The sequence below is a fragment of the Bacillus cereus group sp. MYBK222-1 genome, assembly GCF_051916425.1.
Taxonomy (GTDB): domain Bacteria; phylum Bacillota; class Bacilli; order Bacillales; family Bacillaceae_G; genus Bacillus_A; species Bacillus_A paranthracis.
Window position 1 is genome coordinate 1,615,054 of record NZ_JBQAGP010000001.1, and the last position, 13,417, is coordinate 1,628,470.

The window sequence follows — 13,417 nt, forward strand, 5'->3', positions numbered from 1 at the left end:
CTCGCTCCTTCCTCTTTCTTTCTATGCACTTATCATAAAAAAGAAATATGAACGGAATATGAACAGAAGATTACAGAGGAAAGATTAAATTTTCAGAAAGTATTGAAAATAAATAGAATCCTTGATACAATTCAGTCAAATAATATTGACCGAGTAATTTAATTCAAGGAGTTGATCATATTGAAGCCCGTATTAACACTCACTACTTATAGCCAACTAAAAGCATTAAGCGATCCACTACGTGCCGAAATGATGATACGTCTATGCGAACGTCCTTATACTGGACAATTACTATCTGAGAAATTCGGCATTTCAAGGGCGAAAATTCATTATCATTTAAAAGAATTAGAAAAGAATGATCTTATAGAGATTGTTTATACAGAAGAAAAGAATGGCATTGTTCAAAAGTTTTATCAATCTGTCGCTAAAGGCTTCACCCCTGCCACAGATCTATTACCTCATTTAGAAATAGTAAGCGAATCAGGTCGCCAAATCTTTTTACAAATGATAGAAAGAACGAAAAGCCAAATTCTCGCTGCACCAGAGGAAGCTTTTACATTACGAAATGCAAGTGAAGACCCAGCTAAGTGGAATTACGTTTCATCTTGCTGGGAGTTTGATGCTACGCCAGAACAATTTCAAGTGTGGGTAAAAAAGTTTTATGAATTAATGTCTGAATTAAACGAAATCACAAAAGGTGCAGATAAAGATCCGAATAGTAAACCTTATTATATTTCTACTACTGCACTTCAAATCGCAGAGAGAACAATGCAGCAATTTGTTAAAGAAGAAGAAAAATCGTAATACGATTTTTTTTACATAAACGGTCAAATTTATTTTACCGAATAAATTTATTATAAAGGAGTAGATAAAGTGGACATATTAAAAAACCGGAATTTCCTCTTATTATTTTTAGGGAGAATTTTTACAAACATAGGAGATAGCTTATATTACGTAGCAGCAATGTGGCTCGTATATAAGCTAAGTGGTAATCCTTTTTATTCTGGATTGGCTGGTTTCCTTACGTTACTACCTTCTGCATTACAATTTCTTACCGGCCCATTCGTTGATAGATGGCCAATTAAAAACACCCTCGTCATCACACAAGTTTTGCAATGCATTCTTATATTAATCATTCCTATTACACACTACTTCGACCTATTAACAGTCCAACTACTACTCATCATCATGCCCATCGTAGCCTTTATCGAACAATTCGCCTATCCTGCACAGTCAAAAGCTTTACCACTTCTACTGCATAAAACACAATTATTAAAAGGAAACTCACTCTTCTCATTTGCGTATCAAGGCATCGATTTAATTTGTACGACTCTTTCTGGAATATTAGTAGCACTACTTGGCGCAATCTCTTTATATGTAATTGACTCTTTCACATTCGCGATTACTGCCCTTTTGTTCTTTTCATTGAAAATGCCACAGCAAACTGCAGCAAACACATCACTTTCAACTAAACAATATTTCTCTGATTTAAAAGAAGGTTTTTCAATCGTCTTTCGTTCATTAATGAGCGTATTCTTAATCGGTTCAGTTGTTGCCAATTTTTCTATCGGTATGACGATGGCCATACTCCCTTCTTTCGCTGATTCTTTAGGAGGCGTGAAATCATACGGATTCTTCTTAGCTGCTATATCAGCAGGTAGTCTCATCGGCGCATTATTCAGTTCATGGGTAGGCAAACGTAACGTTGGCCGCGTCTCCATTATTAGTTTTGCGGCTGGCGCTACCTTTTGGTTTCTCTCTACAATCGTACCGTTTCAATGGCTATCTATTCTCTTATTCGGCCTAGCTTGGATTCCAATTGGTGCAACCAACATATTATTTGCGACAATTAGCCAAATTCTAATTCCAAACCAATATATTGGCCGCATCAATTCAGTTATGCGAAGTATGGGCACAATTGCTATGCCGTTCGGTTCTTTAATTGGCGGATATGCTGCAAATGTATTTAGTAGCCAACTCATTTTCGCACTCGCTAGCATCGGGATTTTATTTATTTCTCTCGTATGGCTACTCCATCCGAAATTACGAGCATTGCCGAAAGCTGATGAAATTACAGCGGATACTTTTGGGGTTCGGTTTAAGGAAGAGCGCGGGAAAGGTGCGGCTTTATAGCAGGAACAAATATAACCCCGTTCTAAATTGAGGACGGGGTTATAAATATAATTATTTCATTTTGGATGTAAAATACTTCACTAAAAATAAAGTCGTTTGAATATCTAAATTTTATTCAACAATAGCACCAACTAAAACGTTCAGTTAACGCTTTGATGGCCAAGACCCTTGCATTTTCCTTAATTGAATAATTTGTCCTGTATGATAAGCATCATGAAGCAAGATGTCCAGTAATTTTCCTTCTAGTGAATTTTGCTCAAGCTCTCTTTCGGAAATTGCACTTAATACTTGTCTTAAATTATGTTGAGCATCTTCAGAACGTTCAACGACTTTCTTCCATTCCATATCATCATTAGATTGCTTAGTAAGATAAAAGGTGTCATTACCGTCAAGATTATTTTTCCATTCCCGGCCTTCCAAATTTGCAGCAAGCCTCTCTTTATAGTAAATAAGATGATTAACGTTCTCCCAAATGGTATTCGTTTCCTCACTAGGTGGTTTCCACATAGCCTGTTCGGCTGTAAGTCCTTCTATAGCATGTTTAAACGGTGCATACCAACTCTCTTTATCGAATGTTGAATCTAATGCGTTTAATAACAAGTCAATTCGTTTCAAAGTAATTTCCTCCCTACACAGTTCAAGTTTTAATACACTCTCTATAACTCTGTAGAGATTCTACATTTTCAAATAAATTCCCTCCTAGTCTCACTCCACAAACTCGTCCGATTATGGAATTAAAATGACTCACATTTTTTCATTTTACATGTACACTAGCAACAAAAAAGAAGAGGCCGTTCCCAAACAGCCTCTTCCCTCTATTTTGGAAGCTCCACCCGAACAGTCGTCCCTTCCCCTTTCGTGCTATAAACTGAAACAGTTCCGTTATGCAGTTCAACAATCTTCTGCACAATCGATAATCCTAAACCGCTACCTTCTACATTTCTTGCTCTTGCTGTATCCACCTTATAAAAACGATCAAAAATACGATCCATTTCTTCTTTTTCCATGCCGATTCCGTTATCGGATATCGAGATTATAACGCTAGACTCTAACTCTTCGAAAAAAAACTCAATGGTCCCACCGTCGTTTGAAAATTTAATGCTATTCGTAAAGATATTACTCCATACTTGATGAAGTAAGTTTTCATCACCTTTTATAGTGATATCTGGCACATCAAATTCAACGGCGATATCTTTCTCACGCCATTTCCATTCGAGCATAAAAATGACGTCTTTAATTTGCTTCTGCAAATTGAATTCTTTTATTTGTAAAACTTTCTCTTCTTTATCTAATGACGCTAGCGTAAGTAACTGTTTACATAAACTAGACATTCGCTTACTTTCGCCCTCAATAATTTGTAAGTAATGGTTTCTTTCTTCCACGCTCATCTTTTCTGTTTGTAATGTCTTCGAAAATCCTTGTATGGAAGAAAGCGGTGACTGGAATTCATGTGAAACGTTCGAAACGAATTCTTGTCTCATTTCATCGAGTTCTTTAATACTTTTCGTCATCTTTTGGAAGCTTGTAGATAACGTTCCTATTTCATCTTTTCGTTTTACATCTAATTCAATTTCATATTCCCCACTCGCAATTTTTTGCGTAGCATTCGTAAATTTACGAATGGGACGAACGATGTAACCTGCTGCAATCGCTATAAAGATAATACTTAGTAGTACGATAAACCCAAGTAATACCGCTAAGAAAATTCGCATCTCGCCAAATTGGTTTTGAATGTCAGGACGAATAAATAATGCGTACTGTTTATCACCGTGCTTTACCGGTACACCGACACTATTTATTAATTCATTATCGAAAAAACCGGTAATAAATAGGCGAGTCGGATATGTAGAAACACCATTAAACGTTTCCCCTTGCAATACTTTATGAACGGTATCATCACTAATAGACGTCTTACGAAACGCATTGCCGATACGCTTTCCATTCTTTTGATCATCGACAATATAAATTTCATACCCTAGCTTCGCAATAGATTGTAAGTACGCCTCTTGATTTTCTTCGCTTTGCTTTTCATATAACGATTTAACTTCTTCCGCATACTTTAAAATCTTTTCACTATTATACGGTTTTAACTTCACTTGATAATATACGTTCGTTAATAAAAAGCCGATAATACTACTGAGTAGCATAATACCGACCGTCATAAAAACAAATCTAGAGTATAATGATTTCATTTTATTTCAGCTCCAACTTATACCCGAGTCCGCGTACTGTCGTAATTTGAAAATCATCCGTTCGTTTTGAGAAACGATCTCGGAGCCTTTTCACATGAACGTCAACCGTTCGTTCATCCCCTTCAAAATCCATTCCCCATACTAGCTCAATTAACTCTTCTCTTGAAAATGTTCTCCCAGGATAACTAGCTAATTGTGATAATAATTCAAATTCTTTTAACGGAAGCAAAATCGTCTGCCCGTTACACTTTACTTCAACACCTTTACGATCAATTGTCGTCCCGTGAAGTGTAATTATGTCCGCACTTAGCATTTGATAACGGCGTAATAAAGCTTTCATACGGAAAATGACTTCAGCTGGTTCAAATGGTTTTACGATATAATCGTCCGTACCAGAAATGAAACCTTTCTCTTTATCGACTAACTGATCCTTTGCTGTTAATAAAATAACAGGAATATCATGATACTTCCGAATTTCTTCACATAACGTATAGCCATCAACGAACGGCATCATAATGTCTACGATCGCAAGATGAATATTTTCCTTCTCTAATACTTCTTGCGCTACCTTTCCATCTTCTGCTTCAAAAACTGTAAACCCCTCTTTTTGTAAATGATAATGTAACAACTCTCTAATATGCTTATCATCATCAGCTAATAAAATATGTATCATCTTCATTAAACCCTCTCTTATTCATCCTTCTACATCAATACATTAAGAAACAATTGGATTTTTTGCAAGAAAAAGAAAAGGATTCCTTAGAAGATACTCTTGTTATCATTGTGGTCAGCTGCTTTATTACTCTTATAACTTGGTGATGTACTCTGGTGTACGAATAAGTGATCTAATACTTTTTTAGTAAGTGGCATAAAGAAATTCAGTAATAGCCCACCTAAACAAACGGTTAATATAGTTCCAATACCAATTGGTCCATGTAAAATCGTTGCCATTATTAAGAATATAAGGTAAATACATGTTCGCGATATAAAGATATTCGTTCTCGTTAATTCTTGTATGATTAAAGTTAATCGGTCAATTGGAATGGGAGCAAAATTTGTTTGTAAATATATCGCAGTTCCTAATCCTGTAATAACTAAGCCAATTCCAAAATAAATCATTTTACTGTACCATATTTCTGGTGTAATTAAATTGCGTAATAAAAATAGCCACACATCAATACCAATACCCGTTATGAATGCTGTTAACAACCCTAGTACCTCTGGTCTTTTTCTTTTTAATATCGAATTACAACATATTAATAATAAAGCTATTATTATTTCCCAGCTTCCCACAGTAAGCCCCACATTTAAAGAAAGTCCTACTAAAAGTGCATCAAAAGGTGAAGTACCAAAATCTGATTGTATTGTGAAAGAAATACCAAGGGTTAATATTAAAATTCCTAATACATAAAAAACATACTTCATTTTAATCAACCTCTTCATCGTTATTTTTGTTGCATTTACAATAAAAATATTTTATATTAAATGTAACTTCAAATTGTTGCATTTGCAATAAAAATAAAAGATAAGGAGTTCATTATGAAAGAAATTCTTCGTGAAATTGGCATGATTGCAAGGGCGTTAGATTCTATCAGTAATATAGAATTTAAAGAATATGAGCTTACAAAAGGTCAGTATTTGTACCTTGTGCGAATATGTGAAAACCCAGGAATCATTCAAGAAAAGCTATCTGAGATGATAAAAGTAGATCGTACAACCGCAGCCCGTGCTATCAAAAAGCTTGAAATCAATGGATTTATCGAAAAGAAAGAAGATGAATCTAACAAAAAAATTAAAAAACTTTTTCCGACAGAAAAAGGAAAAAATGTTTATCCTTTCATTAAGAGAGAAAATGATTATTCCAATACTGTTGCATTAGAGGGATTTTCGGAAACAGAAGCGGAAACTATTTCTAAGCTTCTTCAAAGAGTAAGAAAAAATATAGAAAAAGATTGGGAATTTGTAAAAAAGGGAAATAAGAGAGATTATTGATTATATAAAGGAGCGAACTATTAATATGACTACACATATAGAAAAGTGCACCCTTAAAGATATACACAAACTTCAAGAAATTAGTTATGAAACATTTAATGAAACTTTTAAACATCAAAACTCACCCGAAAATATGCATCATTATTTGGAAAAGGCATTTAACTTAAAGCAATTAGAAAAAGAATTATCCAATAACTCTTCTCAATTCTTTTTTGTCTACTTCAACGATAAAATTGCTGGGTATCTGAAGATCAATACTGATGATGCTCAGTCTGAAGAAATGGGCGATGAATCACTTGAAGTCGAGAGAATTTATATAAAGAGCTCCTTTCAAAAACATGGTCTTGGTAAATATCTACTAAATAATGCTATTGAAATTGCAATAGAACATAATAAAAAGAATATTTGGCTAGGCGTATGGGAGAAAAATGAAAATGCTATTGCTTTTTATAAAAAATTAGGGTTTGTACAAACTGGCTCTCACTCCTTTTATATGGGAGATGATGAACAAGTTGACCTTATCATGATTAAAACACTCATATAAATTTTTTGAGAGGTGGACTATTATGTATATTCCAAAGTATTTTAAAGTCACAAATGTTGATGAAATTTGGGATTTTGTTCAAAAAAACTCTTTTGGAACAATCGTCACAACAAAAAAAGAGAAACCAATCGCAACTCATTTGCCCTTTGGATTAACTAAAAAAGGTGATGACTATTTTATTACCGGACATATGGCTTATGGGAACCCCCAGTGGAGAACATTTGAAAACTGTGAGAATGTTCTTGTAATGTTTCAGGGACCGCACTCTTATATCTCTTCTTCTTGGTATGAAAATGAAGAAGTTCCAACATGGAATTATCAAGCCGTCCATATATATGGTAAAGCAAGTATTTTACATAAAGAGGAATTAATAGATGAATTAACAACAATGCTGAAAAAATATGAAGAGCATCGTGAAAATCCAGTATTATGGGATAAACTTTCCCCCACTCTCTTAGAAAATGAACTGAAGGGCATAGTTGGGTTTAAAATTAAAGTAGGAGACATTCAGGCTGCATATAAATTAAGTCAAAATCGAAATGAGACGGATTATATTAATATTATTGAAAAATTGTACGATGAAGAAAATCCAGATGCAAAACAAATGGCGGAACTCATGGGGAGTAGATTAAACAATCACATATAATCCATTGTAATTCAACTCTCACATTTCAAAATTAAAAAACAGACTGGAGCGCTTTATCGGCCGTTTCCATTAGAACGCAAAAGGTTGAACTAAAAGTGAATGGCGTTTAATTAAAAAAGAATCTATTTTGAAAAAAGATTATTCAAAATAGATTCTCACGTTTTAGTATTAAGATTATTTTAAGCAAAAATAATTTCTAAGCTTTCGAAATATCAACAAATCCTTCTCCGAATACGTCACGAACATCATGTATAGCAATGAACGCAGCTGGATCTGTAGTTTGAACAATCCTCTTTAGCTTCACTACTTCTTGCTTATTAATAACAACGTAAAGAATGTCCTTCGGCGTTTTCGTGTAATAGCCATGACCTGAATACACGGTAACTCCTCTGCCCATTAAGGTTGTTACCTTCCCTGCAATTTCATCTGGTTTATCCGAAATAATCGTAATGGCCTTTTTCGGATTTAAACCTTCAATTACAAATTCCATTACTTTCGTTCCTACATATAACATAATAATTGTCAGCATCAGTTTTTCTGCACCAATGATGAAATAAGATGAAAACGCAACGATTAAATCGAAGAACAGTAGACCATAGCTAATGCTCCATCCTAAATATTTATGCGTCATCCGTGCTAAGATGGTAGTACCTGCTGTCGTTCCACCAACGCGAATGATGAGACCAATCCCGCACCCGATAAATATTCCACCGAAAATAGCATTTACGAGCATTTCATCCGAAGCAATCGTCCATCCTTCTGTTAAATGAAGAAATAGCGAGTTCGTAACTACAGCGATAATCGTATAAATCGTTGTGATTTTATTCAAAAATTTATAGCCGACTATTAACAAAATCGCATTTAAAATTAAATTCACTAAACCTGGTGACCACTCAAATAAGTAGTACGTAATAATCGTAATACCTGTTACCCCGCCCTCACCAAACTCGTTCGGGATAACAAACAAATTGACACCTAACGCAAAAAGAAATGCACCGATAATAATAAAAATAATGTCTGTCGTTCTTTTTTTCATACAGTACCTCACTTCTTATGTAAATATTTATTCTGTCATAAACTCTCACCATTATATCGTGGAATATTCAAATCGAACAGTGCTTTATTTTTATTTTCATATAGGATGATAAATCAACTTTATTCTATATCCACATGTAATTTAAAAAGGGTAACAACTGTATTTATTATGTACTACAAGTAAAGTTTTGATTTCACATGCTATTCATGCTAAAAACCGAATAGGAACACGTACTCGCATGAACTTCGAGTACAAAACAAATAGGCGAAGCTATAGAATAGGCTTCGCATTAAGCATTTCATTACAGAGATTTATATACAATTTTATACTTTCACATGTTATTGATCCTTCATTCTTTTTCTTCCGGGTAATGAAAAAAACTCCATTAAATTTGCATACTTAGTATGCGAATTCAGGAGTTTTTTCATATACTACCATTCGGTTTCATTTCTAATTCATTCAACTCACTTTTTACATCTTACTTGTTACTTGGCTCATTCAAAATTAGCACGAGGTTCCTCTAACCGCTTCTTACCTCTCCAGTTAAATAAGCTTTCCGTCTTCGTCTGCTGCCCTGGTTTCACAAACAACATTGCCCCCATTGCAATAGCGGCCGAAATGGCAGCTACGATAAACATAGAAGGATAGCCATAACTTACAACTAAGTATCCAGTTAAAGTCGGGGCTAAGATTGTCGCGATATTAGCGATGAAATGCATAATTCCACTATATGTTCCTGAGTAAGCAGGAGCAGTATCGACAATAATTGCCCAAAATAATGAACTCGGTAAAAAAGCAAACGCATTTCCAAGCGACATAAGCGCTAATACAGCTACGTAATTATTCATCGCTGGAATGAAGCTAAAACAAATTGCTGTCAGTAATAAAGCAATAATCGGTAACCCGGTTCGAGCTAAACGAAGGTTTCCTGTTTTACTTAAAATACGATCAGATAGCTTCGCCCCTAGCGGCAATGTGATGCAAGCTCCGAGCCAAGGAATCATCCCAAGATACCAAAGGGAAGATAATTGAAAATGGAATACATCTTGCAAGTATTTTGGTGTCCAAGTTAATATTAAAAAATTGATATATTGGAAGCAAAAATATGCTATCGTAACCATAACGAATGTCGGAACTTTAAAAAAGGAGTACCATGGCTCTTTTGGAATTTCTTTCTCTACTTTTACTGATTGAAGCACACCTTCCGTACTTCGTATTTCAGCTAGTTCTTCTTTTGTCACTCGCGGATGATCCTCAGGCATATTCGTAAAAGTAAAGTACCAAATAATCGCCCATACAATCCCTATTGTACCGAGGATAAAAAACATGACTTTCCAACTAGTGAAAGATAGCAATAGAACAGCTACAGGTGCTGTTAATACTGCCCCTAACGGAACGCCAACAAAACCAAGGGATGTTAGAAAAGCTCTTTCTTTTGGAGCTGCCCAATTTGCTGCTGTCTTATTCGAAACCGCAAAAGATGGCCCTTCTGTTAATCCAAATAAAACGCGGAAAATAGCAAATCCTATTAAAGCAGACCCTCCAAAAACAGCAATCCCTATTTCTCCAGCAAAAGCGGTCGCAATTTCAAAAATAGACCAAGCCGTTGCTGCTACGATCCATACAAATTTCGGCCCTTTTTTATCTGAAAAAATACCTCCTAATAAAGAACCGATCATGTAACCGTAACCAAAATACCCTAATATTGCTCCCCACTCCTTCGGGTCAAAGCCATATTCCTTTATAATGAAAGACTGCGCATAAGCGATGGCTCCTCGATCAATATAATTTACCATCGTAATAAACGTGAGCATTGTAAAGACATAATAACGAAATTTATTCTTCATCAAAATTCCCACTCCCCCCGCATTCTTTTGTTTTTCTTTCTAATCCTTTAATAGAATGACATGGACCTTACCGGGGCCATGAACTCCAAAAGCTAATTCCATCTCAATATCACCTGTCCGGCTAGGCCCAGTGATAAAATTAATACAGGCAGGTAAACCATTCGAAACCTGTTCATGAATTCTAGTTACTCCTTCTGTTAAGCGTCTATAAATTGTATGTTCTGAGAGAATTGCTACATAAACTGCTGGCAAAACGCTAACTAAACGCCCCCGTCCACCACCATTCCATAAAACAACCGTTCCCGTCTCAGCAAGTCCCATTTCAGCATATGTAATTCCCATATCAACCTGAGCTGCATAATCCCGTAGTTCTCTTTCCCCTTCTTTCCTTTGCCACATTCGATGAGAAACGAAATTTCCTATTAAATGCTTTCCTATTTCAAGTTGATGTAATCTATCATCATCCCAATACACCGCAGATTGAACATTAAATTTATGTACAACATACTGAAGTGCACTCCCTATTTCTGAACGGTGTATATGACTTACTTCTGTATGTAACGTATGCAAGTTTGCAATAAACTGCTCTATTAAACTTTCGTGATCTATCTCATTAGAAAAGTGGCTAAGTGGATTGTTTTTCCACCTGGGAGGAGTAACTCCCGAGCGACGTTCTCGATTTAATTTACGTGCGATATTGTTTAAAAAAGACTCTTGTACATCCGTATTCATATTATGAATCCCTCGTTTCTTTTTTCCACCAATCACGGAATGATTGTTTCGCAGGTTTTGGAAAATCTCTACTTTCTGTCCATCCTTTTAATGGACCTGGTCCATTCGCAATATAACCATCTTTTGCAAATATTGATAAACCTGTATGTGCCATTTTAATCGCTTTCTCATAAATGAATGGATGACTCGCCATAAACGTGAAACCTTTAAAGGCAAGTTGCTCAAATTTCGTTATAAACCCTTGTTCCACGACATCTTTACGATGTTCAATGAGAAGGTCATGTAATGGGATTTTCACAGGGCAAACATCTGTACATGCTCCGCACAAACTTGATGCAAAAGGTAATTCTTTTAACTCTTCATATCCTTCTAATAAAGGCGCAAGTACTGCTCCAATTGGCCCGCTATAAACACTTCCATAAGCATGTCCTCCAATATTGCGATACACAGGACAAACATTTACACATGCTCCGCACCTTATACACTTTAATACTTCTTCATAAGCAGTTCCTAAAAAATCAGAACGGCCATTATCTAAAATAATTAAATGAAATTCTTCAGGTCCATCCATATCTTCATGTAAACGCGCCCCATTAATTCCAGTTACATAAGATGTAATCTTTTGGCCTGTAGCACTTCTTGTTAACATCGAAACGACTACATCAAGATCTTTCCATGTCGGAACAAGGCGTTCCATCCCCATAATCGCAATATGAACCTTTGGCAATGTCGTAGTAAGGCGAGCATTTCCTTCATTACTTATAAGAACAACTGATCCAGATTCCGCTACCGCAAAGTTACAACCGGAAATACCAATATCAGCTTCTAAAAACTCTTTACGCAATTGCTCCCTAGCAAATTGTAGTAATTGATTCGTATCAACTGGGATCTTTCTTCCTGCTTCCTTAGAAAAAAGCTCTGCTACTTGTTCCTTCGTCTTATGAATAGCCGGGGCGATTAAATGGGATGGCGTTTCTCCAGCTAATTGAATAATATACTCCCCAAGATCAGACTCTACTACTTTTACCCCCATCTCTTCTAAGTTTTTATTAAGATGTATTTCTTCTGAAACCATGGACTTTGACTTAATTACTGATCTCGCTCCTTTTTTTCTTACGATTTCAGAAACATATGATACAGCATCTTCTGCTTTGAAAGCGAAATGCACATGCCCCCCATTTTTCCGAACATTAGTAGCTAATTGTTCCAAATAACTATCTAAATTTCCGATTGTGTGCATCCGAATTTCAGATGCTGCCTCGCGCCATTCTTCCATATTCCCTAATTCCTGTGTAGCTTGTTCCCGTCCCATCCGAAGCCGATCTTGTGTAAACGGAACCGCGCTTCTCATCTGTGGATCTTGCAACGCTTTATCTACTCTTTTCAAAAAATCTAGTTCCCCCGCCACACTCATTTATTCAGCCCCTTCGCCAGTACTTCTGCTACATGTAACACTTGAATATTTTTATTTTTCCTACGCAATCTTCCCCCAATATTCATAAGACATCCCATATCTGCTCCAATTAAGAGATTTGCTTCTGTCGCCTCGATATGTTTTATTTTTTCATCAACCATCGTTTCAGAAATCGAGCTCATTTTCACTGCAAAAGTACCACCAAACCCGCAGCAATCTTGGCAATATGGTAATTCTTTTATGTCTAGACCTTCTACTTGCGATAATAACTTCAGTGGTTCCTCTTTAATCCCGAGCGCCCGACTCATATGACAAGATTGATGGAAAACAGCTTTCTCAACCAACTTAGATTTCCAATCATTTTTCCCAAGTACATTCACTAAAAAGTCCGTCAACTCATACGTTCTATCCGCTAAATGAACCGCTTTTTCATACCATTCACTATCACCTTTAAACATCTCTTTATAATAATGATGAACCATGCTAGCGCAAGAACCTGAAGGCGTCACAATATATTCACTATGTTCAAATGCTTTAATCATTTGCTTTGCTGCTAGTTTTGCATCTTCTTGATATCCACTATTGTAAGCTGGTTGTCCGCAACAAGTCTGTCCTTCAGGGAAATCTAGTTCCACTCCGCATTGATTCATAATTTCTACGACACTCTTACCTACTTGAGGAAAAAACACATCTGATAAACAAGTAATAAATAACGAGACTTTCATCAAAATCCCCCCTCAAAACGATATGATCTATTTTCAAGTTATTACTTTTTTGAATATTATTTTAAATTTTTAGAATTTTCTATTTTTAAAACTTTTTGTTTATGATATCATGTGGGAGATTATATGAAAACTATCTATAAGGTTGTTTTCCCATAC

Annotated in this window: 14 protein-coding genes; 5 read left to right on the top strand and 9 right to left on the bottom strand. The window is 35.7% G+C overall.

Going from position 1 to position 13,417, the window contains the following annotated elements:
- Window positions 1–180: 180 nt before the first annotated feature.
- Both ACTFR9_RS08305 and ACTFR9_RS08310 read left to right on the top strand, forming a co-directional pair.
- Complete coding sequence (locus tag ACTFR9_RS08305; protein WP_000805783.1) at window positions 181–804, top strand: ArsR/SmtB family transcription factor; 624 nt, start codon at window positions 181–183, stop codon at window positions 802–804.
- 69 nt (window positions 805–873) lie between these two features.
- Window positions 874–2,133, top strand: coding sequence for an MFS transporter (locus ACTFR9_RS08310; RefSeq protein ID WP_076871880.1), 1,260 nt, complete (start codon window positions 874–876; stop codon window positions 2,131–2,133).
- A 144-nt stretch (window positions 2,134–2,277) separates the two neighbouring features.
- Here ACTFR9_RS08310 and ACTFR9_RS08315 read toward each other — a convergent pair whose 3' ends face one another.
- From ACTFR9_RS08315 to ACTFR9_RS08330, 4 genes are all read right to left on the bottom strand, one after another.
- Window positions 2,278–2,748 carry a DinB family protein gene (locus tag ACTFR9_RS08315; protein WP_229136741.1) on the bottom strand — a complete coding sequence of 157 codons (471 nt, stop codon included), beginning with the start codon at window positions 2,746–2,748 and terminating at the stop codon, window positions 2,278–2,280.
- 200 nt (window positions 2,749–2,948) lie between these two features.
- Entirely contained in the window at window positions 2,949–4,325 is a 1,377-nt protein-coding gene (locus ACTFR9_RS08320; RefSeq protein WP_076871879.1) for a sensor histidine kinase, read from the bottom strand.
- A 1-nt stretch (window position 4,326) separates the two neighbouring features.
- Window positions 4,327–5,004, bottom strand: a complete 678-nt coding sequence (locus ACTFR9_RS08325; RefSeq protein WP_000781974.1) for a response regulator transcription factor — start codon at window positions 5,002–5,004, stop codon at window positions 4,327–4,329.
- A gap of 80 nt (window positions 5,005–5,084) precedes the next feature.
- Window positions 5,085–5,750: a YczE/YyaS/YitT family protein gene (locus ACTFR9_RS08330; protein ID WP_076856660.1), complete on the bottom strand. Its 666-nt coding sequence runs from the start codon at window positions 5,748–5,750 to the stop codon at window positions 5,085–5,087.
- Between the two features lie 114 nt (window positions 5,751–5,864).
- Here ACTFR9_RS08330 and ACTFR9_RS08335 point away from each other — a divergent pair, with 114 nt between their 5' ends.
- Genes ACTFR9_RS08335 through paiB form a run of 3 tightly spaced genes read left to right on the top strand, consistent with a single transcriptional unit; the run spans window position 5,865 to window position 7,507 of the window.
- Window positions 5,865–6,317 carry a MarR family winged helix-turn-helix transcriptional regulator gene (locus ACTFR9_RS08335; RefSeq protein ID WP_000658981.1) on the top strand — a complete coding sequence of 151 codons (453 nt, stop codon included), beginning with the start codon at window positions 5,865–5,867 and terminating at the stop codon, window positions 6,315–6,317.
- A 25-nt stretch (window positions 6,318–6,342) separates the two neighbouring features.
- Window positions 6,343–6,861 (top strand): GNAT family N-acetyltransferase, encoded by a 519-nt coding sequence (locus tag ACTFR9_RS08340; protein ID WP_229136742.1) that lies wholly within the window; start codon window positions 6,343–6,345, stop codon window positions 6,859–6,861.
- Window positions 6,862–6,883: 22 nt separating this feature from the next.
- Complete coding sequence (gene paiB / locus ACTFR9_RS08345; RefSeq protein WP_229136743.1) at window positions 6,884–7,507, top strand: protease synthase/sporulation negative transcriptional regulator PaiB; 624 nt, start codon at window positions 6,884–6,886, stop codon at window positions 7,505–7,507.
- Between the two features lie 196 nt (window positions 7,508–7,703).
- On the opposite strand, the gene ACTFR9_RS08350 is transcribed toward paiB, so the two are convergent.
- From ACTFR9_RS08350 to ACTFR9_RS08370, 5 genes are all read right to left on the bottom strand, one after another.
- On the bottom strand, window positions 7,704–8,543 hold the full coding sequence (locus ACTFR9_RS08350) for a YitT family protein (protein ID WP_000747496.1): 840 nt from the start codon (window positions 8,541–8,543) through the stop codon (window positions 7,704–7,706).
- A 494-nt stretch (window positions 8,544–9,037) separates the two neighbouring features.
- Window positions 9,038–10,390, bottom strand: a complete 1,353-nt coding sequence (locus ACTFR9_RS08355; RefSeq protein WP_229136744.1) for an MFS transporter — start codon at window positions 10,388–10,390, stop codon at window positions 9,038–9,040.
- 39 nt (window positions 10,391–10,429) lie between these two features.
- On the bottom strand, window positions 10,430–11,122 hold the full coding sequence (locus ACTFR9_RS08360) for a LutC/YkgG family protein (RefSeq protein ID WP_001090795.1): 693 nt from the start codon (window positions 11,120–11,122) through the stop codon (window positions 10,430–10,432).
- A gap of 1 nt (window position 11,123) precedes the next feature.
- Window positions 11,124–12,536: a LutB/LldF family L-lactate oxidation iron-sulfur protein gene (locus ACTFR9_RS08365; protein WP_000109347.1), complete on the bottom strand. Its 1,413-nt coding sequence runs from the start codon at window positions 12,534–12,536 to the stop codon at window positions 11,124–11,126.
- Entirely contained in the window at window positions 12,533–13,261 is a 729-nt protein-coding gene (locus ACTFR9_RS08370) for a (Fe-S)-binding protein (protein WP_000868790.1), read from the bottom strand. The genes ACTFR9_RS08365 and ACTFR9_RS08370 overlap by 4 nt, the downstream gene beginning before the upstream one ends.
- Between the last annotated feature and the right edge of the window lie 156 nt (window positions 13,262–13,417).

What these genes read in the sequence shown, in the direction of transcription:
- ACTFR9_RS08360 (WP_001090795.1), bottom strand. Translation starts at nt 11,122, where the DNA reads ATGAATACGGATGTACAAGAGTCTTTTTTAAACAATATCGCACGTAAA.
- ACTFR9_RS08335 (WP_000658981.1), top strand. Translation starts at nt 5,865, where the DNA reads ATGAAAGAAATTCTTCGTGAAATTGGCATGATTGCAAGGGCGTTAGAT.
- ACTFR9_RS08370 (WP_000868790.1), bottom strand. Translation starts at nt 13,261, where the DNA reads ATGAAAGTCTCGTTATTTATTACTTGTTTATCAGATGTGTTTTTTCCT.
- ACTFR9_RS08330 (WP_076856660.1), bottom strand. Translation starts at nt 5,750, where the DNA reads ATGAAGTATGTTTTTTATGTATTAGGAATTTTAATATTAACCCTTGGT.
- ACTFR9_RS08365 (WP_000109347.1), bottom strand. Translation starts at nt 12,536, where the DNA reads ATGAGTGTGGCGGGGGAACTAGATTTTTTGAAAAGAGTAGATAAAGCG.
- ACTFR9_RS08355 (WP_229136744.1), bottom strand. Translation starts at nt 10,390, where the DNA reads ATGAAGAATAAATTTCGTTATTATGTCTTTACAATGCTCACGTTTATT.
- ACTFR9_RS08320 (WP_076871879.1), bottom strand. Translation starts at nt 4,325, where the DNA reads ATGAAATCATTATACTCTAGATTTGTTTTTATGACGGTCGGTATTATG.
- ACTFR9_RS08340 (WP_229136742.1), top strand. Translation starts at nt 6,343, where the DNA reads ATGACTACACATATAGAAAAGTGCACCCTTAAAGATATACACAAACTT.
- paiB (WP_229136743.1), top strand. Translation starts at nt 6,884, where the DNA reads ATGTATATTCCAAAGTATTTTAAAGTCACAAATGTTGATGAAATTTGG.
- ACTFR9_RS08325 (WP_000781974.1), bottom strand. Translation starts at nt 5,004, where the DNA reads ATGAAGATGATACATATTTTATTAGCTGATGATGATAAGCATATTAGA.
- ACTFR9_RS08350 (WP_000747496.1), bottom strand. Translation starts at nt 8,543, where the DNA reads ATGAAAAAAAGAACGACAGACATTATTTTTATTATTATCGGTGCATTT.